This window comes from Wenzhouxiangella indolica, from assembly GCF_042310355.1.
Lineage (GTDB): Bacteria > Pseudomonadota > Gammaproteobacteria > Xanthomonadales > Wenzhouxiangellaceae > Wenzhouxiangella.
This window is the reverse complement of record NZ_JBHJMR010000013.1, coordinates 55,605-75,892: the sequence shown is the minus strand read 5'-3', so window position 1 is coordinate 75,892 and position 20,288 is coordinate 55,605. Positions and strand designations below refer to the sequence as shown.

General features: G+C 64.9%; 21 protein-coding genes. 10 read left to right on the top strand and 11 right to left on the bottom strand.

Annotated features, from left to right (window positions below; translation table 11 throughout):
• Together ACDC67_RS12990 and ACDC67_RS12985 are read left to right on the top strand one after the other, a co-directional pair.
• Nucleotides 1-438 carry a type IV pilin protein gene (locus ACDC67_RS12990; RefSeq protein ID WP_376693783.1) on the top strand — a complete coding sequence of 146 codons (438 nt, stop codon included), beginning with the start codon at nt 1-3 and terminating at the stop codon, nt 436-438.
• 217 nt (nt 439-655) lie between these two features.
• On the top strand, nt 656-1,588 hold the full coding sequence (locus tag ACDC67_RS12985; protein WP_376693782.1) for a sensor histidine kinase: 933 nt from the start codon (nt 656-658) through the stop codon (nt 1,586-1,588).
• Between the two features lie 27 nt (nt 1,589-1,615).
• On the opposite strand, the gene ACDC67_RS12980 is transcribed toward ACDC67_RS12985, so the two are convergent.
• The 8 genes from ACDC67_RS12980 to rph form a co-directional block, all read right to left on the bottom strand.
• The gene (locus ACDC67_RS12980) at nt 1,616-2,029 is read right to left on the bottom strand and encodes a type II toxin-antitoxin system VapC family toxin (RefSeq protein WP_376693780.1); all 414 of its coding nucleotides are present in this window, start codon (nt 2,027-2,029) and stop codon (nt 1,616-1,618) included.
• Nucleotides 2,026-2,268 (bottom strand): DUF6364 family protein, encoded by a 243-nt coding sequence (locus tag ACDC67_RS12975; protein ID WP_376693778.1) that lies wholly within the window; start codon nt 2,266-2,268, stop codon nt 2,026-2,028. Before ACDC67_RS12975 ends, ACDC67_RS12980 begins: the two co-directional genes overlap by 4 nt.
• Before the next feature lie 223 nt (nt 2,269-2,491).
• On the bottom strand, nt 2,492-3,787 hold the full coding sequence (locus ACDC67_RS12970; protein ID WP_376693777.1) for an MFS transporter: 1,296 nt from the start codon (nt 3,785-3,787) through the stop codon (nt 2,492-2,494).
• Nucleotides 3,788-3,958: 171 nt separating this feature from the next.
• Nucleotides 3,959-4,435, bottom strand: coding sequence for a type II toxin-antitoxin system VapC family toxin (locus ACDC67_RS12965; protein ID WP_376693775.1), 477 nt, complete (start codon nt 4,433-4,435; stop codon nt 3,959-3,961).
• The gene (locus tag ACDC67_RS12960) at nt 4,416-4,643 is read right to left on the bottom strand and encodes a FitA-like ribbon-helix-helix domain-containing protein (protein ID WP_376693774.1); all 228 of its coding nucleotides are present in this window, start codon (nt 4,641-4,643) and stop codon (nt 4,416-4,418) included. Before ACDC67_RS12960 ends, ACDC67_RS12965 begins: the two co-directional genes overlap by 20 nt.
• 43 nt (nt 4,644-4,686) lie before the next feature.
• The gene (hemW, locus tag ACDC67_RS12955) at nt 4,687-5,883 is read right to left on the bottom strand and encodes a radical SAM family heme chaperone HemW (RefSeq protein WP_376693772.1); all 1,197 of its coding nucleotides are present in this window, start codon (nt 5,881-5,883) and stop codon (nt 4,687-4,689) included.
• A gap of 125 nt (nt 5,884-6,008) precedes the next feature.
• The gene (locus ACDC67_RS12950; RefSeq protein ID WP_376693770.1) at nt 6,009-6,608 is read right to left on the bottom strand and encodes an XTP/dITP diphosphatase; all 600 of its coding nucleotides are present in this window, start codon (nt 6,606-6,608) and stop codon (nt 6,009-6,011) included.
• The gene (gene rph, locus ACDC67_RS12945; RefSeq protein ID WP_376693768.1) at nt 6,598-7,320 is read right to left on the bottom strand and encodes a ribonuclease PH; all 723 of its coding nucleotides are present in this window, start codon (nt 7,318-7,320) and stop codon (nt 6,598-6,600) included. The genes ACDC67_RS12950 and rph overlap by 11 nt, the downstream gene beginning before the upstream one ends.
• 80 nt (nt 7,321-7,400) lie before the next feature.
• Here rph and ACDC67_RS12940 point away from each other — a divergent pair, with 80 nt between their 5' ends.
• The 7 genes from ACDC67_RS12940 to recG all read left to right on the top strand — a co-directional run bounded on the left by ACDC67_RS12940 (nt 7,401) and on the right by recG (nt 14,476).
• Nucleotides 7,401-8,276: a YicC/YloC family endoribonuclease gene (locus tag ACDC67_RS12940; RefSeq protein ID WP_376693767.1), complete on the top strand. Its 876-nt coding sequence runs from the start codon at nt 7,401-7,403 to the stop codon at nt 8,274-8,276.
• Complete coding sequence (gmk, locus tag ACDC67_RS12935) at nt 8,266-8,880, top strand: guanylate kinase (protein ID WP_376693765.1); 615 nt, start codon at nt 8,266-8,268, stop codon at nt 8,878-8,880. The genes ACDC67_RS12940 and gmk overlap by 11 nt, the downstream gene beginning before the upstream one ends.
• Nucleotides 8,881-9,023: 143 nt before the next feature.
• A complete protein-coding gene (rpoZ, locus tag ACDC67_RS12930; RefSeq protein WP_376693763.1) occupies nt 9,024-9,296 on the top strand; it encodes a DNA-directed RNA polymerase subunit omega in 273 nt (90 codons plus the stop codon).
• A gap of 53 nt (nt 9,297-9,349) precedes the next feature.
• Nucleotides 9,350-11,464: a RelA/SpoT family protein gene (locus ACDC67_RS12925; protein ID WP_376693761.1), complete on the top strand. Its 2,115-nt coding sequence runs from the start codon at nt 9,350-9,352 to the stop codon at nt 11,462-11,464.
• A gap of 68 nt (nt 11,465-11,532) precedes the next feature.
• Nucleotides 11,533-11,898, top strand: coding sequence for a four helix bundle protein (locus tag ACDC67_RS12920; RefSeq protein ID WP_376693760.1), 366 nt, complete (start codon nt 11,533-11,535; stop codon nt 11,896-11,898).
• 101 nt (nt 11,899-11,999) lie between these two features.
• On the top strand, nt 12,000-12,389 hold the full coding sequence (locus tag ACDC67_RS12915; RefSeq protein WP_376693758.1) for a RidA family protein: 390 nt from the start codon (nt 12,000-12,002) through the stop codon (nt 12,387-12,389).
• 26 nt (nt 12,390-12,415) lie between these two features.
• Nucleotides 12,416-14,476, top strand: a complete 2,061-nt coding sequence (recG, locus tag ACDC67_RS12910; RefSeq protein ID WP_376693757.1) for an ATP-dependent DNA helicase RecG — start codon at nt 12,416-12,418, stop codon at nt 14,474-14,476.
• A gap of 1,343 nt (nt 14,477-15,819) precedes the next feature.
• Here recG and ACDC67_RS12905 read toward each other — a convergent pair.
• Nucleotides 15,820-16,926, bottom strand: a complete 1,107-nt coding sequence (locus ACDC67_RS12905) for a hypothetical protein (RefSeq protein ID WP_376693755.1) — start codon at nt 16,924-16,926, stop codon at nt 15,820-15,822.
• Nucleotides 16,927-17,012: 86 nt separating this feature from the next.
• A complete protein-coding gene (locus tag ACDC67_RS12900) occupies nt 17,013-17,753 on the bottom strand; it encodes a hypothetical protein (RefSeq protein ID WP_376693754.1) in 741 nt (246 codons plus the stop codon).
• A gap of 187 nt (nt 17,754-17,940) precedes the next feature.
• Here ACDC67_RS12900 and ACDC67_RS12895 point away from each other — a divergent pair, with 187 nt between their 5' ends.
• Nucleotides 17,941-19,233 carry a citrate synthase gene (locus ACDC67_RS12895; RefSeq protein ID WP_376693753.1) on the top strand — a complete coding sequence of 431 codons (1,293 nt, stop codon included), beginning with the start codon at nt 17,941-17,943 and terminating at the stop codon, nt 19,231-19,233.
• Nucleotides 19,234-19,462: 229 nt separating this feature from the next.
• Here ACDC67_RS12895 and ACDC67_RS12890 read toward each other — a convergent pair whose 3' ends face one another.
• On the bottom strand, nt 19,463-20,284 hold the full coding sequence (locus ACDC67_RS12890; protein WP_376693751.1) for an SDR family oxidoreductase: 822 nt from the start codon (nt 20,282-20,284) through the stop codon (nt 19,463-19,465).
• Between the last annotated feature and the right edge of the window lie 4 nt (nt 20,285-20,288).

Below are 20,288 nucleotides of genomic sequence, written 5' to 3'. Positions count from 1 at the left end.
ATGGATATCAGGACCGAAAGCGAAACCGATATGAGCAAGCGTGCCAGGGGGTTTACCCTCATCGAGCTCATGATAGCTGTTGCCATTCTTGCGATTCTGGCGGCCATCGCCATACCGACCTACACGCAGTACGTGACGCAAAGCAATCGGGCTGAAGCCAAGGCGATCCTCATGCAAACCGCACAGGCACTGGAGCGCTGCTATACACGCTTCAGTGCCTATGATGCCGATGATTGCCCCGTCAGTTTTCCGATCGATTCGGAAACGGACAAGTACACCATGCCCGACAGTCAGACCATTGATACGTCAACGTATACGCTCACCGCCGAGCCGCAGGGGGCACAGGCGACGCGCGACACCGAGTGCGGCGACTTCACGCTGCAGCACAACGGAACGCGGGGCGTCAGCGGCTCGGGAAGCGTTGACGACTGCTGGTAGAAACGGCGAATCTCAAGGCGCTTTTTCAGATTGAGGCCCCGCCCACCGTGGCGGGGCCTTTTCGCGTCTGCTATCTTGAATCTCCGATCGATACCGCAGCCCCGAATGACGCGTGAATAGGGACCAGCCAAAAACTGCGCCACCCCTGGTGCCCGCGAACCTGCCCGATCTGTGTACGCCAGCGAGTGTCCTGTTGCTGGTGATGATCGGTATGGTAGTGGCGTTGATTTTCGCCCTGGCAGCCTCGAACGGTCCCGAATTCTTCTGGCTGACTTTCGGTTTGTCCGCACTATTCGTCCAGTGGGTCGTGCTGGTTTCCGCTGCCCTCATATGTGGCCTCAGGCGCTGGCTGTCGGAGCGCCGATGGGGCCCGACGGGCTGGGTGGTCTTCCTCCTGATTCCGGCCGTGTGCATGGTTGCAAGCCTGATCGTCGTAAGGCTGGTGCCCGGCACGGAGCCGTCTGGCAACCTCTGGTTTGTGCTCAGAAACACCCTCATCAGCCTGCTTGCCTCTCTGGCCCTGGTCCGCTACCTGGTGCTGCAGCAGCGCTGGAAGCAGCAGGTCGCCGCCGAGGCGCGGGCGCGGTTGGATGCGCTGCAGGCCAGTATTCGGCCGCATTTTCTGTTCAACGCGCTCAACACCATCGCCAGCCTGGTGCACGACAAGCCCGACGAGGCCGAGCAGGCGACGCTCGATTTGTCGGATCTGCTGCGCTCGGGGTTCAAGTCGGGCGCGCGGCATTCGCTTGCCGAGGAGCTCGACCTGGTGCGCGGTTACCTGCGGCTTGAGTCGCTGCGCTTCGGTGACCGCTTGGTCGTCGAGTGGGGACTGGCCGAGGACCTGCCGCTGGAACTGGAGCTTCCGGCGCTGCTGATTCAGCCGCTGGTGGAGAACGCGATCGTGCACGGCATTGCGCGCCTGCCGGAGGGAGGACGGCTTTCCATTCGCGCGGAGCGCGCCTCGCGCAACCGGCTGCGTTTCGAGATCGTCAATCCCGTACCCGAGGCGTCGGCCCGGCCGGCGGAGAGCAACCGAATGGCTCTGGAGAACATCCGCCAGCGCCTCGCGCTGGCCTGGGAAGAAGGCGCCTACCTGAAAACGCACCGAGAGTACAAACGGTTTCGGGTCGAGCTCGTCATCCCGCTTTGACGCCTTCCTTGGAGGTGTTCCTGCGACCTACATGTCGCGGGTGATGAGCAGATATTCCTCAGGCATTCTCGCGCTGACCGGGGAGTCCCGAAAGTCACTCACGTTGCGCGTGACGATCAGGCTACAGTCGTGCGCTTCGGCTGCGGCTGCAACCACGGCATCTTCGAAGTCCGGCCAGTTGAGGGCCCGTGCTCTGGAGAGTACTCGGGAATCGACCGCCGCCACCTGAAAGTGCTTCAACAGCCAGTCAACCGCTCGATTGGCCGAGCTGCGGCTACCGTACTTTGCGACCAGGTAATGAATCGTTGTTACCGCGTGCGCCGGAATGAACGCGCCAACACCATCGGCAAGGGCGCGATCAACGACCGCTGAGGAGGCCTGGAAATGTGGCCTTCGCTCCTGGAGTATGTCCAGAAGCACATTGAGATCAATCAGGATCACCGGTGTTTGTCTAGTTGATGTTGTCTATATATATCCTCGGCATCAATATCCGAAGGGATCAACCCAGTGATTTGTTCGAGATCGGTTGACGGGCTGTAGCCCTCGAGTTCGCGTAGTTGCCTTAGATAGCGGTCAATCACCTCCGTGACGGTGATGCCGTGCTCCTGCGCATACTGCTTTGCAAACAGGGCATCCTGCACCGGGATACGGATTGTCAGCTTGGTGGTTTCAGTAGACATGGCACGGGAACCTGTACGGCTCGAATAGTAAAATTGTACGGCACTTTCTGACCAATTCAAACTGTCACTTCGGATTTGTCAGGATTCTGGCGCGATGTCGATTGCTCCCGTTGCCCGGTCGTGGCGATGTTTCAGTCGACCGATCAGAATCCGATACGCGTAGCTATGCGCGAACGGCATGAATTCACGTCCGTCGGGGATGCGGCCCCGACCTGTGCGGCGATCAGCGTGATTCGTTGATTGGCGGCGCGGTTCCGGACGGCGACTCGGTTGCGCTCTCTTCCTCTTCATCTTCCTCTTCATCGGCCTCCGGATGCATTTCCAGTGCCGCCGGCGAGGTGGCGAATTGGGGAACCCAGTCGCCCTGTTCGTCCAGCGGTACCGGGGGGCGGACCCACATGCGCCAGCGGGCGAAGCCGGCCGGGACCAGCGCCGAGACGCCCATGAAGGCGAGCAGGGCGGTCGGGCCGAACCACTGCATCAAGAAGCCGGCGCTGAGCGGGCCGACGATGGCGCCCACGCCGTAGAGCAACTGCAGGCTGGAGGTGGCCTCGAGCATGTGCTCGGCCTCGATGTGGTCGTTGGTGTGCGAAGCTGACAGCGAGTACATGCTGAACGCCGTTGCCCCGTAGAGAAAGCCGGCAAGCAGGATCAGGCGCGAATCCCAGGCGATCAGCCACAGTGCGCCGAGTGCGGCAATGCCGGTCACCAGGCAGACCCAGGCCAGCACCTTGCGCCGGTCCAGCCGGTCGGAGACCAGGCCGATGGGCCACATCACGAGTGCACCCCCGAGGATGCTCAGGCTCATGAAACCGGAAATGCCCGCCGGGTTCAGGCCGATTCCGGTGGCCATGACCGGCGCCAGGCCCCAGAAGGCCCCGGTTCCCACGCCGGCGAACAGGGCGCCGACCACGCCCAGTGGCGAGGCCTCGTAGAGCTTGCGCAGGCCGAGCCGGTGGGCCTCGACGATCGGAGGCTCGGGGACCCTGGTCAGCGCAACCGGCACCAGGCCGAGCGACATCAGCACCGAAGCCAGCGCGAACAGCTGCAGCGTGCTGATGTCGCCGGCGAGCAGCAAGAGCTGCCCGACGCCCAGGCCGACCAGGGTGGTGGTCATGTAGGCCGAGAAGATATGGCCGCGCTGTTCGTTGGTGGTCTGCGCATTGAGCCAGCTCTCGATGACGATATAGATGCCAACGATGCACACGCCGGCCATCGCGCGTGCGACAAACCACAACAGGGGCGTTGGGTAGAGGCCGAGCAGCAGCACGGTCACTGAACAGACGGAGGCAAGGGCGGCGAAGGTGCGGATATGGCCCGCGCTGCGGATCATCCGCGGGACGACGAAAGTGCCGGCCACGAAGCCGCTGAAATAACCGGCCATGACCAGGCCGAGCACGGTGCTGGAGAAACCCTCCATGCCACCGCGCACACCCAGCAGCGTACCGATGAGGCCATTGCCCGCCAGCATCAGGGCGATGCCGAACAGCAGGGTTGTGACGGAAACGATACTGCGCATGTCGGAAGCTCCGGAGGTGCGACGCCGATTGTCTCAGACGAAGGCGGGTCTGACAGACGTCTGCACCCGCAGTTCCCGACGCGTTCCTTTTCGCGCGGAGGCGAGGTGCCGGTCGAGCATGGCCGCGAGAGCCGCACCGCTTGATGCACGTTCGTTGCGTCGCTGAACCTCTCAGGACGGTAGAACTTCGCTCGCGGCCCGCGCGATGTCCAGAATCCGGATGAACTCGATGCCTTCGAAATCGCTGCGGTTCTCGCTGACCAGGATCTCGATGCCGGCACTTGCCATGGTGGCGGCGATGCCGGCGTCGTGGATGCGCTTGCCGCGCAAGCCATGTCTGCTTACCAGCTGCCCCAATCGCTCGGTGACGTCGCGGCCCTCTTCCGCCAGGCCTGTTCGGTTCTTGATCTGCTCGACGTTGCCCAGTGCCTCTTCGGGCGTCATCCCCAGTCCGTTCTGGCTGATTGGCTGAGTCGCAACGACGAGGTATTCGCGCAGAACCTGACCACTGACGAAAAGCTGAATGCCGCTGGCGCTGGCTTCGGAAATCAGCTCGAGGGCAGTGGCGTGCTGTTTGCGACTGCTGTCGCTGGCGCAGAGCAGGACGTTCGTGTCGAGAAAGATCCGGTCACCGGCCTGGATCGTCATAGATGTCGTCCCTGGACCAGGTGCCGGTGGCGCCGGATGCGACGGTATGCAGGCTGAACTCGTCGTTTGCTGCTCTCGGCGCCAGTCGCGCCTCGCGTTCGAGAATGGCGCGAAGTTCGCCCTGCAGCGAACGATGATGACTCTGAGCGAGTCGTTTCAGCGCCGCCAGCACTTCGGGCTCGATGTCGCGGATATGTATCGATTTCATGGTGATAGCATTTTAATACTATCGGCCAGGCCTGTCGAGTGACCTATCTCGGCAGGAACAGCGCCTGCAGGTCGTTGAGGTAGCGATGGCCGCGTTCGGTACGCTGCAAGATGGTCGAACGCCGCACCGGCAGGTCGGGGCATGGTTCCCGAAGGTCGGCGCCGGCAATCTCGACCAGGCCCAGCTCGACGGCCCGGCCGATGGCGTCGTCGACGGCCGCCGCTTCCAGTCCGGTTCGGTCTTCCAATTCAGCCATCGCAATCGGCTCGTCCAGGCGCAGCCGGTTGAGGAAATACTCGAAAGCCAGCTCGTCGGGGGCCACGGACTTCTCATCGGCAACGAAGCTTTGGTCATCGAGCGCCTTCAGGTAAGGTCGCGGGTGCGATTTGCGGCGAGTGCGCAGGATGCGATCTTCGGCCGGCAGGGTGAGTTTGCCGTGGGCGCCGGCGCCGATGCCGAGGTAGTCGCCGAAGCGCCAGTAGTTGAGGTTGTGGATGCTCTCCTGGCCGGGTTCGCACCAGGCCGATATTTCGTAGGGACGCAGCCCGGCGGCGCCCAGGGTCGCGGCGCAGGCGTCCTGAATGTCGATCACCGCATCTTCGCCGGGCAGCGACGGCGGGTGCTTGGCGAACACGGTGTTGGGTTCGAGCGTGAGCTGGTAGTGGGACAGGTGTCGCGGTCCGAACGCCAGGGCGCGCTCGACGTCGTCGACGGCCTGCTCGAGCGTCTGATCCGGTAGCGCCCACATCAGGTCCAGGTTGAAGCGTTTGAAGCCGGCGGCCTTGACCGCCTCGATGGCCCGGGCCGCTTCGTCGGCGGAGTGAATTCGCCCCAGCGACTTCAGCTGCGCGTCGTTGAAGCTCTGGATGCCCAAGCTGATGCGGTTGACGCCGGCTTCGCGGTAGGCCTCGAAGCGGTCGTGCTCGACCGTGCCGGGATTGGCCTCCATGGTGATTTCGGCGCCGGGTGCCAGCTGCAGTCGCGCGCGCACCCCGGCCAGCAGCCGGTCGATGGCCGCGGCCGAGAACAGGCTCGGCGTGCCGCCGCCGAGAAAGACGCTGACCACCGGCCGCCCCCAGACCCGCGGCAGGTCGACTTCGAGGTCGGCCAGCAGCGCGTCGATGTAGCGCTCCTCCGGCAGCTCCCCGTCGAGCGCATGCGAGTTGAAGTCACAATACGGGCACTTCGCCACGCACCAGGGCAGATGGATGTAGAGGGAAAGGGGTGGCGTGGACATCATCGGGATGGGCTTAATCTCAAACTAATTCGAAATTCCAATGTTTGAATGATCGAAACGGATCCGCGGCTTCGCCCATGGGTGAGGCGTGGGATTCGGGTCGCCGGTTGTCGAGATTCGACCGCCGACTACTGGAGGCGTTCGATCAATGCGGAAAGGGCCTTTCCGCGGTGGCTGACGCGGGCCTTTTCTTCCATCGGGAGTTCGGCGGCGGTGGCGCCGAGCTCGCGGTCGTGGAACAGCGGGTCGTAGCCGAAGCCGCTGTCACCACGCGGGGTTTCGAGGATGTGGCCGTGCCAGCGGCCCTCGGCGATCAGCGGTGCCGGGTCGTCGGGGTGGCGCAGCAGCACAAGGCAGCAGTGGAAATGCGCACTGCGCCGCTCCATCGGCAGTTGCGCCAGTTCGCTGACGAGTTTTTCGTTGTTCTCGGCGTCGGAGGCGTCGACGCCGGCGTAGCGCGCGGAGTAGATTCCGGGCCGGCCGTCGAGGGCGTCGACCACCAGGCCGGAGTCGTCGCCGAGCGCCGGCAGGCCGGAAACGCGTGCGGCCTCGCGCGCCTTGAGCAGGGCGTTCTCGACAAAGGTCAGCCCGGTCTCCTCGACCGGCTCGACCTTGAACTCGGCCTGCGAGACCACCTCGACGTGCAGCGGCTCGAGCATGTGGACCAGCTCCCTGAGCTTGCCCTGGTTGCCGCTGGCCAGAACAAGCTTGCCGCCTTCAAGCGCCATTGAGTGCCTCGTCCTGGGCGGCGATCAGTTCGCGAATGCCCTTGTCGGCCAGGGCCAGCATGGCGTCGAGTTCGTCGCGACGGAAGGCGTGGCCTTCGGCCGTGCCCTGGATCTCGATGAAGCCGCCGCCGTCGTTCATGACCACATTCAGGTCGGTGTCGGCGGTGGAGTCCTCGGCGTAGTCGAGGTCGAGGACCGCGTCGGAGCCGAGCATGCCGACGGACACCGCAGCGACCCGGCCGTGGACGGGGTTGCGCTTGACCTTGCCGCTGTCGAACAAGCCATCCATGGCATCGACCAGGGCGACATAGGCGCCGGTGATCGACGCCGTGCGCGTGCCGCCGTCGGCCTGGAGCACGTCGCAGTCGAGCGTGACGGTGCGCTCGCCCAGGGCCTCGAGGTCGACGACCGAGCGCAGGCTGCGGCCGATCAGGCGCTGGATCTCGAGCGTGCGCCCGCCCTGCTTGCCGCGGGTGGCTTCGCGCATGTTGCGCGTGCCGGTCGCGCGCGGCAGCATGCCGTATTCGGCCGTGACCCAGCCCTGGCCCTTGCCCCTAAGCCACGGCGGCACGCGGTTTTCCACGCTGGCGTTGCACAGCACCTTCGTTTCGCCGCAGGCGATCAGTACCGAGCCTTCGGCGTGGCGCGTGAAATGGCGTTCGATCGAGACGGTTCGAAGTTCGTCGTTGTGGCGTCCGGAGGGTCGGGTCAAAACCTGAGTGTCCTTTCTCTTGGGGGGCAGAGAAGGGTACCATGTCGCCTTTACCAGCTAGCCATATCGGAAGCGATTCCATGGGCACGATCAGAAGCATGACCGCCTACGCGCGGCGCTCGCAGGCGCTCGACGCCGGGCAGCTGACCTGGGAGATCCGGTCGGTCAACCAGCGCTTCCTCGACGTGAGCCTGCGCCTGCCCGAGGACTTCCGCGCCCTGGAGCCGGGGGTGAGGAGCCGGCTCAAGGATCGTCTCGGTCGCGGCAAGGTCGAGGTCTCGCTCAAGTTCCAGCCCGACCCGTCCGCGGCGGCCGCTGAAATGCGCATCAATCTCGATGTGGCCCGCACCCTGCTGCGCGCCCACGACGAGATCGCCGACCTGGCCGGCGGCAGCGCCGAACCGGACCTGGTGCACCTGCTGTCCTGGCCGGGCCTGATCGAGCAGTCCGACGGCGACCTGGCGTCGGCCTTCGAACCCGCGCTGGCGGCCTTCGACAGCGCCATCGACGAGCTGATCGCCGCGCGCGAGCAGGAGGGGCGGGCGATTGCCGACATGCTCGAGCAGCGCCTGGCCGGCGTGGAATCGCAGGCGCGGGCGGTGCGCGAACGCCTGCCCGAGATTCGCAGCGCCCTCGATACGCGCTTTCGCGAAAGGCTGGCGGCGCTGGACGTGGCCGTCGAGCCCGGCCGCATCGAGCAGGAAGTCGTCATGCAGCTGCAGAAGCTCGACGTCGACGAGGAGCTCGACCGGCTCGAGACCCACGTGGCCGAGATCCGGCGCGTGATGGCGCTCGACGAGCCGGTCGGCCGGCGCCTGGATTTCCTGATGCAGGAACTCAACCGCGAGGCCAACACCCTGGGTTCGAAGGCCACCCTGGCCGAGGTCGGCCAGGCGGCGGTGGAGCTCAAGGTGCTGGTCGAGCAGATGCGCGAGCAGGTGCAGAATGTCGAGTGACGGCGACCTGTTCCTGATCGCCGCGCCCAGCGGTGCTGGCAAGACCAGCCTGATGTGCGCACTGCTGCAGCAGTGCCCCAAGCTGGCGCTGTCGGTGTCCGACACGACGCGGCAGGCCCGGCGCGGCGAGATCGACGGCGAGCAGTATCATTTCGTCTCGGTCGAGGAGTTCCGCCGCGGCATCGACGCCGGCGCCTATATCGAGTACGCCGAGGTCTACGGCAACTACTACGGCACCCGGCGCGATCGGGTCGAGGCGCTGTGGGCCTCGGGCCGCGACGTGCTGCTCGAGATCGACGTGCAGGGCGCCGAGCAGATCCTGCGCTCGCACCCGGACGTGTGCACCATCTTCATCCTGCCGCCGTCAATGGCGGTGCTCGCCGAGCGCCTGCGCGCGCGTGGTTCCGACGCGCCCGAGGTCATCGACCGAAGGCTGGGCGAGGCCCGGCGCGAAATCGAAGCCTGCGGCGATTTCCACTGGATGGTCATCAACGACGATTTCGACCAGGCCCTGGCCGATCTGCTCGCGATCGTGCGCACCTGGCCGTTGCGGCGCCAGCGCCAGCACCTGCTGGTCGACAAATTGCTCAACGAATCGGCCTGACCGGGGGCGTGCGCGCGAGCTCGCGCGGAGTTGTTGACAAGGCGCCGGTGGCGGTACAATAAGCGATTGATTTTCCTGTCGGGACATGAGGCCGTCCAAGGCTGTTCGCGTCCTGGCCCATTTTTCCGGAGTAGCAAGAAACCATGGCACGAGTAACCGTAGAAGACTGCATCGGCGCGGTACCCAACCGTTTCGAGCTGGTGATGTCCGCATCCCAGCGCGCCCGCATGATCGCCAATGGCGCCGACCCCCTGGTCGAGGAAGAGTCCGACAAGCCGACGGTCATCGCCCTGCGCGAAATCGCCGAAGGCGCGGTCAACGACGAGAATATCGCCCAGCTTCAGGCCGAATTGGACGCCCGCCTGGCCGCCATGCAGGCCGAGGTGCCGCCGCCGCCGGAAGACGATCTGGACTGAGCGTTCCTCGACCGCATGATCCCGAGGTGTCTGTAGCCGACCGGAAAGCCGCCATGTTGCCCGCACCGGTCCGCGAACTCAGAGACCTGCTCAATACCTACCTGGAACCGCAGCACGTGGCCGTCGTGCTGCGTGCCTATGAAGCCGGCGCGCAGGCCCACGAGGGTCAGAAGCGCAAGTCCGGCGAAGACTACATCCTGCACCCGGTCGCGGTGGCGCATATCCTTGCCGGCATGCGCATGGACCACCAGACCATCGCCGCGGCCATCCTGCACGACACCATCGAAGACACCGAGATCGAGCACGCCGATCTGTCGGAACAGTTCGACGAGCAGATCGCCAAGCTCGTCGACGGCGTGACCAAGCTCGACAAGATGAAGTTCCGCACCCGCCAGGAAGCGGATGCGGAGAGCTTCCGCAAGCTGCTGCTGGCCATGAGCCGCGACCTGCGGGTGATCTTCATCAAACTGGCCGATCGCCTGCACAACATGCGCACGATCACGCACATGTCGCCCGGGGCACGGCGCCGCATCTCGACCGAAACGCTCGACATCTACGCCCCGATCGCCGCGCGCCTGGGCATGAACGAGCTGCGCGAAGAGCTCGAGGACCTCGGTTTTCGCCACCGGCACCCCAACCGCTACCGGGTGCTGAGCCGACGGGTCAAGCAGGGCGCGGGCAATCGCGCCGAAATCATCGACTCGGTTACCGAATCGCTCAAGAAGAAGCTCAGCGAGTCCGGCATCCCGGCGCGGATCGAGGGGCGCACGAAGACCCTCTACAGCATCTACTGCAAGATGCGCGACAAGTCCCTGAGCTTCGACCAGGTCATGGACCGCTACGCCTTCCGCATCGTCGCGCATTCGGAGCCGCACTGTTACCAGTCCCTGGGCGTGGTGCATGCCCTGTACAAACCGCGGCCCGGCAGCTTCAAGGACTACATCGCTCTGCCCAAACCCAACGGCTACCAGTCGCTGCACACCGTGGTTCACACCGCCTTCGATGTACCCATCGAGATCCAGATCCGTACCGAGGAGATGGACCTGGTGGCCGAGAAGGGCGCGGCCGCGCACTGGCTCTACAAGGCCACGCCCGACGGCCAGACGGCGGTGCGCGCGCGCGAATGGCTGCTCAAGCTCGTCGAGACCCAGTCGCGGGCCACCGACTCGGTGGAATTTCTCGACTCGGCCAAGGCGGAACTGTTCCCCGACGAGGTGTTCGTGTTCACCCCGCGCGGCAAGATCATCGATCTCAAGGCCGACTCGACCGTGCTCGACTTCGCCTACGCCATCCATACCGACGTGGGCAACCAGGCCGTGGGTGCGCGTATCGACCGCGAACCGGCGCCGCTCAATTCGCGCCTGGAATCGGGCCAGACGGTCGAGATCATCACCCAGAAAGGCGCGACGCCGCAGCCGGAGTGGCTGGAGTTCGTGGCCACTTCCAAGGCGCGCTCGAGCATCCGCGCCCACCTGAAGAACCTCGAACAGGCCGATTCGGTGGCCATCGGTCACCGCCTGCTCGACCAGGCCCTGGCCCGCCGCGGCTTCTCGCTCGAGAAGATCTCCCAGCGCCGGCTCGACCGCTACCTCAAGAAGCTCCAGGTCGAGCGCCTCGAAGACCTGCTCATTCGCATCGCCCGCGGCGACATGCTTGCACGCGTCGTGGCGCACAAGCTGCTTCCGCTGACCCAGAGGCGCGCCAGCGAGGAACCCGAGTCGGAGGTGCTCACCATCGGCGGCACCGAAGGCAGCGCGATCGAGTACGCCAACTGCTGCCACCCCGTGCCCGGCGATCCCATCATGGGCTACCTCTCGCCCGGCAAGGGCCTGGTCATCCACCGCCAGCGCTGTCCCAACGTGCCGGAACTGAAAAAACACCATTCCGAACGTTGCCTCGACGTCGACTGGGCGCCGGTCATGCACGGCTACTTCTCCGTTCGCCTGCGCATCGTCACCATCAACGGCCCCGGCGTACTCGCATCCGTGTCCGCCACGCTGAGCGAAGTCGGCGCCAACATCGAGCGCGTCGAGCAGCCCTCGACCACCCGCGAAACCGCCATCCTCCACTTCACCCTCGCGGTCACCGGCCGCGACCAGTTGGCTCGGGTGATGCGGCGGCTGCGCAGGAATCGGCATGTCTTGAAGGTGAGTAGGGAAATTGCTTGACGGCCTGTGGCCGAATGTTCAAATTGCAAGCACCAATTTTCAATCAAATCTCAATGTAAAAAACTGCAATGACCAAAACGAGCGGCTCTGCAGACTACGATCTGGAGGATCGGACGTTCCGGTTCGCCCAGGCCGTTCGCACGTTCGCACGTCGCGTACCCAAGTCATTGCAGAATCTCGAGGATACCCGTCAGCTGATCAGGTCTTCAGGATCCGTCGGCGCAAACTACATCGAAGCAAACGAGGCGCTCAGCAAGAAGGATTTCGTTCACCGCTTGCGCATTGCCAGAAAGGAAGCCAAGGAAAGCCAGTACTGGCTTCGGCTGGTCGATACGCAAGACGACGTCTCTCTGTCTGACGAGCGGGATGGTTTGGTCCGGGAAGGGCGAGAACTACTTCTGATTTTTTCCGCCATTATCCGAAGCGCCAGCTGATCGAGTTTGGAAAATTGGTGTTTCGGTCATTGGAACTTGTTTGTAAATTGATGCTTGGGAATTGATCATTCGCGTGCCAGCACCAAGGAGAAGATTTCAACATGAGCAAGACACCGATCCACAGTGAAAACGCACCCTCCGCCATCGGCCCCTACTCCCAGGCTGTCCGCGCAGGCAACACCGTCTATCTCTCCGGCCAGATTCCGCTGGATCCGCAGAGCGGGGAGGTGATCGAGGGTGATTTCACGGCGCTGACCAATCGCGTGTTCGACAACCTCGCCGCCGTGGTCGAGGCCGCTGGCGGCACGATGGACGACATCGTCAAGCTCAACGTGTTTCTCACCGACCTGTCGTATTTCGCCACCGTCAACGAGCTGATGGCCGAGCGTTTTTCCGAGCCGTACCCGGCCCGGGCCGCGGTGCAGGTGGCCGCGCTGCCGAAGGGCGTGCCGGTGGAGATGGACGCCGTTATGGTGCTCGGGGACGGCTGAAGACCGTCCTGCGAGGGAACGAGGGCGTGACGACGGACAAGGGCTTGCGTGAGGTCTCCGGGCTCGACGACGTCGGGCCGCAGGTGGCCTCGCGCCTGAAGGCGCTGGGTATCACGCGCGAGCTCGATCTGCTCTTCCATCGGCCGCTGCGCTACGAGGACCGCACGCGCATCGTGCCCATGGGCCGTGTACGGCCCGATACCCGCGTGCAGGTCGAGGGGCGCGTGGTCCAGCAGGAGGTGGTGCAGCGCCGGCGACGCATGCTGCTGGTCACCCTGGCCGACGATTCAGGCCAGCTCACGCTGCGCTTCTTTCGTTTCTTCCCTTCGCAGTTGCGCATGTACCGGGAAGGCAACCGGGTGCGCTGTTTCGGCGACGTGCGCTTCGGACCGCAGGGCTTCGAAATGGCCCATCCGCAGGCCCAGGTGCTGGGCAAGGGCGAGCCGCCGCCCCTGCCGAAGCACCTGACCGCCATCTACCCGGTCACGCAGGGCCTGGCGCAGGCGACCCTGGCGAAAATCATCGATGCCGCCGTGGACCGGCTCCTGAATGGATCGATCCGTCTCGAGGATCCGCTCGCCCCGACCGAGTCGCCGCCCCTGAAAGAGACGCTGCGCATCATTCACCGGCCCGGACCGGAAGAGAATCTCGACGCGCTCGTCGACGGCCACCACCCGGCGGTGCAGCGCCTGGCCACCGAGGAACTGCTGGGCCACCACCTGGCGCTGACGCGCCTCAACCAGGCGCGCGACCGACAGCGCGCGCATCCGCTCCAGCCTGACCAGGCCATGCAAAAGCGGCTGCTCGAGGTGGTCGGCTTCGAGCCCACGGGCGCGCAGCGTCGTGTCACCGGCGAGATCATGGATGATGTGGGCGGTAAGCGCCCGATGCGTCGGCTGCTGCAGGGCGATGTGGGCTCGGGCAAGACCCTGGTCGCTGCCTTTGCGCTGCTGGCCGCGGCCGCCAGCGGTCGGCAGGCGGCCATCGTCGCGCCCACCGAGATCCTGGCCGAACAGCACTACCGCACCCTCTCGCAGTGGCTCGAACCGCTGGGCATCGAACCCGTCTGGCTGGCCGGCAAGGTCAAGGGCAAGGCCCGGCGCGAGGCGCTGGCGCGCCTGGCCGGCGACGCCAGCATTGCCATCGGCACGCACGCCCTGTTCCAGGAAGGCGTCGAGTTCCGCGACCTGGCCCTGATCGTGGTTGACGAGCAACACCGTTTCGGCGTGCACCAACGCCTCGCCCTGGCGGCCAAGGGCAGCGAGGGCGCGCGCTCGCCGCACCAGTTGGTGATGACCGCCACACCCATTCCGCGCACCCTGGCCATGACCGCCTATGCCGGCCTCGATATCTCGGTGATCGACGAGCTGCCGCCCGGGCGCAAGCCGGTGACCACGGTCGTGCTCAGCCAGGGCCGGCGCGAGGAAATCGTCGAGCGCCTGCGCCGCGCGCTCGGGGAGGGCAGGCAGGCCTACTGGGTCTGCCCGCTGATCGAGGAGTCCGAAGTCCTGGAGGCCCAGGCGGCCGAATCCACCGCCGAGGAGCTGTCGGCGGCCCTGCCGGAATTCAGCGTCGGCCTGATCCACGGACGCATGAAACCGGCCGACAAGCAGGCCGTCATGGACGCCTTTTCCTCCGGCAAGACCGCCCTGCTGGTCGCCACCACGGTGATCGAAGTCGGCGTGGACGTGCCCAACGCCAGCCTGATGATGATCGAAAACGCCGAGCGTCTCGGGCTTTCGCAGCTCCACCAGCTGCGCGGCCGGGTAGGCCGCGGCAGCGAACAGGCCGCCTGCGTGCTGATCTACAAACCGCCGCTGGGCGACACGGCGCAGAAGCGCCTGGAAACCATGCGCGAGACCACCGACGGATTCGTGATCGCCGAAAAGGACCTGGAACTGCGCGGCCCCGGCGAGGTGCTGGGCACCCGTCAGACCGGCATGCTGCGCTTTCGCGTGGCCGACCTGGCCAGGGACGCCGACCTGCTCGAGCCGGTCAAGTCGCTGGCCGGATCGCTCGACAAGGCTGGCGCGGATACGATTATCGAGCGTTGGCTCGGGGATGCCGAGCAGTTCGTTGACGTGTAGCGCCGGATGGTTCTTTGGTGTTTTGGTTTTTTGGTGGGGGCTTTGGGTGTTGGGGCTCGGGTGAGGTTGGTGCCACCGGGCGTGGAGGTGGCCTCGACACGTCAAAGGCGTTTCGCCCGCCTGCTTCGCAGGCTGATGGCGAGTACCTTTTTTCCAAAGCGAAAAAAGGCACCAAAAATCGCTTTTCAACTTCAAAGTCCAACGCTCGGTTACCTCAGGAGCTTGACGACTGTGGGGGCTGGCCCCTTCGGTGAGCGGGCTTCGCGAGGACCCGGCTGGTCGCGTGGTGCCCTGGATCGTTTCCGAAAGGGGCCATGGGAGGAATCCCGGGCTTGCGCTCCGGATTGACCCCCGCGCGCTTTGCGCGCGCCATCTGCGCGGTTGGGGAGAATCGTAGGATGCGTGGAGCGAAGCGCAACGCATCAGCCGATGCGTTACGGCCCTACGGGCCTCCACGCATCCTACGTTCGCCAGGAGCTTGGCGACTGTGGGGGCTGGCCCCTTCGGTGAGCGGGCTTCGCGAGGGCCCGGCTGGTCGCGTGGTGCCCGGGATCGTTTCCGAAAGTGGCCATGGGAGGGATCCCGGGCTTGCGCTCCGGATTGACCCCCGCGCGCTCTGCGCGCGCCATCTGCGCGGTTGGGGAGAATCGTAGGATGCGTGGAGCGAAGCGCAACGCATCGGCCGATGCGTTACGGCCCTACGGGCCTCCACGCATCCTACGCTCCTGGATTAAGCCCCCGGCGCGCGCAGCGCGCCACCTTCGAAGCCGAGCCGTCCTCGTGCGGGCTTCGTCCCATTTCTGCTAGCGCCACCTGATACTCCGACCGAGAATCGTAGGATGCGTGGAGCGAAGCGCAACGCATCAGCCGATGCGTTACGGCCCTACGGGCCTCCACGCATCCTACGCGCCTGGACCAAGCCCCGCGCGCGCAGCGCGCGCCACCTTCGAAGCCGGGCCGTTCTCGTGCGGGCTTCGTCCCAGTCCCGCTAGCGCCACCAGATCCTCCGACCGAGTCTTCGCGAAGCCCGCTCCGCGAAGGGGGCAGCCCCCACAGTGACCAAGCTCCTGAGATAACCGAGCGTTGGACTTTGAAGTTGAAAAGCGATTTTTGGTGCCTTTTTTCGCTTTGGAAAAAAGGTACTCGCCATCAGCCTGCGAAGCAGGCGGGCGAAACGCCTTTGAATTGTCGAGGCCACCACAGCGCCCGGTGGGCCCAACCCACCCGGCGCCGAAGGAAGTGCCGCGCCCCCGGAACACCGGCGACCCCGATCGGATTGGGGTCACGCGTCAGATGCCAGTGACGATATCCGCAATGTCCTCCGTCGAGGACGTGGCCCCGACTTAAGAGCCGGCCTCGGCCAGCCGTACCACGAACTCCGTCAGGTACCAGGTCGTGGTGGCCTCGAAGCCCGAGTCGCTCAAGCCGTACACCCAGATGCGGCCGGTTTCGTCGCTGGTGACCGAGAACTCCTGGCCGGCCGTGGAAACGCGCTTGAGCCGCCAGGGGGCGTCCGGGCCGCTGCAATAGGTTTCGTCGGCGCCGTTGGCCATGTCGCCGGCGCTCAGGGCGCGCTCGCCCGGTGCCGCCTGCTGGCCAAGGTCCAGCGTGGCGCGCCGGTAGCCGTCGACGACGGTGTAGTCCGGTTTTTCGCCGGCTGCGCCGAGTCGCATATACACCGACTCGCCCGGTGCACCGCCCACGCCGGCGCAACCCGACGGTTCATTGGTCGCGAACTGCATCTCCAGGCCCACGCGATAGCGCGTTTCTGGCTGCAGTCCGTCGACGGGGCGCATGACGACCATCATCAGGTCGTCCGAGCGGTTATTGCCGCTGACGCGCAGCCCGGCAAGCGCTTGCCAGGGTTCGGGCAGCGGGCTCCACTCGAAGCCGAAGTCAAAGTTCGCCTCGTCACCGGCGGGATAGTCGAGAAAGAGCGCCTCGAAGGCATGTGATTCGGAGGCCGGTTTCCAGCGGCGCTCCTGCGCCCACTGAACCGTCTCGCTGCAGTGCGAGCCGTCGATCCGGGTTACCCGCTCGAGCGGATACTCGGCCGGCTGGTAAATGCCGTCCGCCGGCGTGTAGGACAGGGCGGCCGAGTCGCAGTCCGTGCGGCGCACGATGACATCGCCCCAGTGGCGGCCGTCGATGCTGTCGGTGTCGAAGTCCGGCGGGAAGCGTGTGCCGCGGTAGTCGCGGAGTTCGGCGCGCAGCGTGTCGCCCTCGATTTCGCCGGTTCCCATCAGCCAGATCGGGTTGCCTTCGGAGTCGAAGGTGTACCAGGCGACCACGGCCGTGCTCAGGTCGATCACTTCGATCTGCAGCCCGTGACCGACCTGGGAGGGGACGTACCAGTTGCCGGTCATATCCGCGTCGATCGGTCTGGCCTGGCAAATGCCTGCCGCCAGGAGCGCGGCGGCCGCTAGCGCTTGAAGTGTGATTCTGTTCATGGCGGTTCATCCTTTGTGTGGTTGAATCTCGCCCCTTATGCTTCCGCACCGTAGCGAACCGTCGGGCGCGCGTCAACGCCGCCGCCTCAGCGCCTGAGTTGATGATGCGGGGTGCGGAACCACAGGATGATGCTGGCCAGCAGCCCGGCGGCTGCCAGCCAGAACAGCTTGCGCCAGATCGTGCTCATCGAGCCGAGGATGTCCATTTCGGCGACGTAGACCGTCTCGCAGGCGCCATCGCCGGTGTCAGTGCGCGTGGTGGAGGTCTCGCGGAACGGACCGCCGGGTTCGCCATACTCGGCCAGCCAGCCGCTCAGGCGTATCTGATCGCCGACCTCGAGCTCGTCGATGCGGTCGCGCACCCGCGGGTCGTCGGTGATGAGGTGGTTGTTCGACAGCTTGGTCTTGTCGAAACTGTGCCAGGCCGATTCGTCTCTGGTGCGGTAGGTGCAGGTGAACTCGCCGTTCCAGAAGTCGAAGGCGTTGAGGTCCAGGTCCGTGGCGTTCGAGCCCCAGACCACGCAGACGTCGGCGATGTTGATGAAATCGTTCCAGCGCTTGTGCAGGCCATAGTCCTGCGAGAAGCGCTTGAAGGACACCACCAGCCCGGTCAGCTCATAGCGGTACCGGGGGCGCACAACGTACTCGACGTCGTTCGCCCGGGTGGTGAACTCGGGCTCCTCGACCGGGCTCTGCCGCGGCTCGTCGGCCACGGCCGGGTGGACCCACATGTCCGGGTCGAAATCGTCGCGGTTGAACCAGGAAACCGCCAGCACGATCAGGCTGCCGAAGAAGAGCCAGGAAATGATTCGTCGGCGTGAGAACAAGCGAATGACCCCCTGCGTCGGTCGAGAATTCAGCCCGTCATTATCCATACCGGCGGTCGAGCACGAAAGCCTCGGGCGCTGATCGGCTCACATGAATATGCGATACTACGGAGTTCCGTACGGCGCGGTACTGTGGCCGCGCCCGCCGTCAACGTTTCCCGTCAACGTTTTCCCAAGGAGAGCCCCGGTGTCCGAACGCAAACTCACCCTGACTGATCACGAATCCGGAAAGACCCTCGACCTGCCGGTTGTCGCCGGTACCGAGGGGGACCCAACCCTCGACATCAGCAGGCTGCATTCCGAACTGGGGTATTTCACCTACGATCCGGGCTACGGTTCGACGGCCAGCTGCAAGAGCGACATCACCTACATCGACGGCAACGCCGGCATCCTGCGCTATCGCGGCTATCCGATCGATCAGCTGGCGGAGCATTCCAGCTTCCTCGAAGTGGCCTACCTGCTGCTCTACGGCGAACTGCCGTCGAGCGACGATTTTGCCGCCTTCGACCGCGACATCACCTATCACACGATGGTCCACGAGAAGCTGAACAATTTCATCTCGGGCTTCCATTACAATGCGCACCCGATGGCCATCCTGTCCGGCGTGGTCGGCTCGATGGCGGCCTTCTACCACGACAAGCTCGACGTCAGTGATCCCGAGCAGCGCGACCTGGCGGCCAAGCGCCTGATCGCCAAGATGCCGACGATTGCCGCCGCCGCCTACCGCCACTACATGGGCTGGCCGAGCGCCTACCCGCGCAACTCGCTGAATTACTCCGAGCGCTTCTTGCACATGATGTTCTCGGTGCCGGCCGAGGACTACGAGGTCAACCCGGTCGCCGCCCGGGCGCTGGACCTGCTGTTCATCCTGCACGCCGACCACGAACAGAACGCCTCGACCTCGACCGTGCGCCTGGTGGGCTCGACCGGGGCCAATCCGTATGCCTGCACCGCCGCCGGTATCGCCGCACTCTGGGGCCCGGCCCACGGCGGCGCCAACGAAGCCGTGCTCAACATGCTCAATGAGATCGGCAGCGTCGACCAGGTCGGCAAGTACGTCGACAAGGCCAAGGACAAGAACGACCCGTTCCGCCTGATGGGCTTTGGTCACCGCGTCTACAAAAACTTCGATCCGCGCGCGACCATCATCCGCAAGGCCTGCCACGAGGTGCTCGAGGATCTCGGCCAGAAGGATGAATTGCTCGACCTGGCGATGGAGCTCGAGAGGATCGCCCTGGAAGACGACTACTTCGTCGAACGCAAGCTCTACCCGAACGTCGATTTCTACTCGGGCATCATCTACAAGGCCCTGGGCATCCCGACCAGCATGTTCACCGCCATGTTCGCCATCGGCCGCACCGTCGGCTGGGTCAGCCAGTGGCTCGAACAGTCCGCCACCCCGCATCGCATCGGGCGCCCGCGCCAGGTCTACACCGGCGCCGGCGAACGCGACTATGTGGCGATAGATCGCCGTAATTAAAACGATTTTCTCGCAAAGGCGCAATGGCGCTAAGGGCGCAAAGGAAAGGAAAAGAGAATGGACTCAGGTCTGAAACAGTTATCATCGGCCCGATCACGCAGTACTATCCAATCTCTTTAAATTCTCGTCTTCCATTGCGTACATTGCGCCTTGGCGCCTTGGCGCCTTTGCGAGAAGCCAATCAGTACGCCACAACTAGTGCCCCCAATCCAGGGGACGCGACAACGCATCAAAGGAAGAGATCCGGCAGCAGGTCCTTGCCCGGCTCGACGGCGTACTGATCCAGGTCGCTCACGCCCATCTTTTCGAGCACGTCCTCGTCGATGAAGAAGTTGCCCGTCACCTCGCCCGCGGGTTGGGTGAGGATCCAGTGGGCGGTGTCGGCCAGGATTTCGGGCTTGCGGCAATTCTCGGGCTTGACCGCGTCGCCCAGCATGGCCAGGGCGGCGGTGGCGATGACCGTTTTCGGCCACAGCGCGTTGACCCCGATGGCGTCGGCGCGGAACTCCTCGGCCATGCCCAGCACGCACATGCTCATGCCGTACTTGGCCATGGTGTAGGCCACGTGCGGGGCGAACCATTTGGGTTCCATGTTCAGCGGCGGCGACAGGTTCAGGATATGCGGGTTGTCGGACTGCTTTAGGTACGGCAGCGCGGCCTGCGAGCAAACGAAAGTGCCGCGGGTGTTGACGCCGTGCATCAGGTCGTAGCGTTTCATGGGCACGTCCGGCGTGGGCGCGAGGTAGATCGCCGAGGCGTTATTGACGAGAACGTCGATGCCGCCGAAGGTCTCGGCGGTCTTCGCCATGGCTTCACGCACGGCGTCCTCGTCGCGGATGTCGAGCTTCAACGGCAGGGCGTTTCCGCCGGCGGCCTCGATTTCCTCGGCGGCGGTGTGAATCGTGCCGGGCAGCTTCGGGTGGGGCCGGTCGGTCTTGGCCGCGACGGCCACGTTGGCGCCGTCGGCGGCCGCCTTGAGCGCGATGGCCAGGCCGATGCCGCGCGAGGCGCCGGAGATGAACAGGGTCTTGCCCGCGAGCGATGCAGTCATGGCT

Coding starts and splice junctions, on each gene's coding strand:
- ACDC67_RS12965 (WP_376693775.1), bottom strand. CDS start 4,435: ATGACGATCCAGGCCGGTGACCGGATCTTTCTCGACACGAACGTCCTG.
- ACDC67_RS12970 (WP_376693777.1), bottom strand. CDS start 3,787: ATGCGCAGTATCGTTTCCGTCACAACCCTGCTGTTCGGCATCGCCCTG.
- ACDC67_RS12905 (WP_376693755.1), bottom strand. CDS start 16,926: ATGAACAGAATCACACTTCAAGCGCTAGCGGCCGCCGCGCTCCTGGCG.
- ACDC67_RS12890 (WP_376693751.1), bottom strand. CDS start 20,284: ATGACTGCATCGCTCGCGGGCAAGACCCTGTTCATCTCCGGCGCCTCG.
- ACDC67_RS12925 (WP_376693761.1), top strand. CDS start 9,350: ATGTTGCCCGCACCGGTCCGCGAACTCAGAGACCTGCTCAATACCTAC.
- ACDC67_RS12920 (WP_376693760.1), top strand. CDS start 11,533: ATGACCAAAACGAGCGGCTCTGCAGACTACGATCTGGAGGATCGGACG.
- ACDC67_RS12950 (WP_376693770.1), bottom strand. CDS start 6,608: ATGGCGCTTGAAGGCGGCAAGCTTGTTCTGGCCAGCGGCAACCAGGGC.
- gmk (WP_376693765.1), top strand. CDS start 8,266: ATGTCGAGTGACGGCGACCTGTTCCTGATCGCCGCGCCCAGCGGTGCT.
- ACDC67_RS12915 (WP_376693758.1), top strand. CDS start 12,000: ATGAGCAAGACACCGATCCACAGTGAAAACGCACCCTCCGCCATCGGC.
- hemW (WP_376693772.1), bottom strand. CDS start 5,883: ATGATGTCCACGCCACCCCTTTCCCTCTACATCCATCTGCCCTGGTGC.
- ACDC67_RS12960 (WP_376693774.1), bottom strand. CDS start 4,643: ATGAAATCGATACATATCCGCGACATCGAGCCCGAAGTGCTGGCGGCG.
- ACDC67_RS12990 (WP_376693783.1), top strand. CDS start 1: ATGGATATCAGGACCGAAAGCGAAACCGATATGAGCAAGCGTGCCAGG.
- ACDC67_RS12940 (WP_376693767.1), top strand. CDS start 7,401: ATGGGCACGATCAGAAGCATGACCGCCTACGCGCGGCGCTCGCAGGCG.
- rpoZ (WP_376693763.1), top strand. CDS start 9,024: ATGGCACGAGTAACCGTAGAAGACTGCATCGGCGCGGTACCCAACCGT.
- ACDC67_RS12975 (WP_376693778.1), bottom strand. CDS start 2,268: ATGTCTACTGAAACCACCAAGCTGACAATCCGTATCCCGGTGCAGGAT.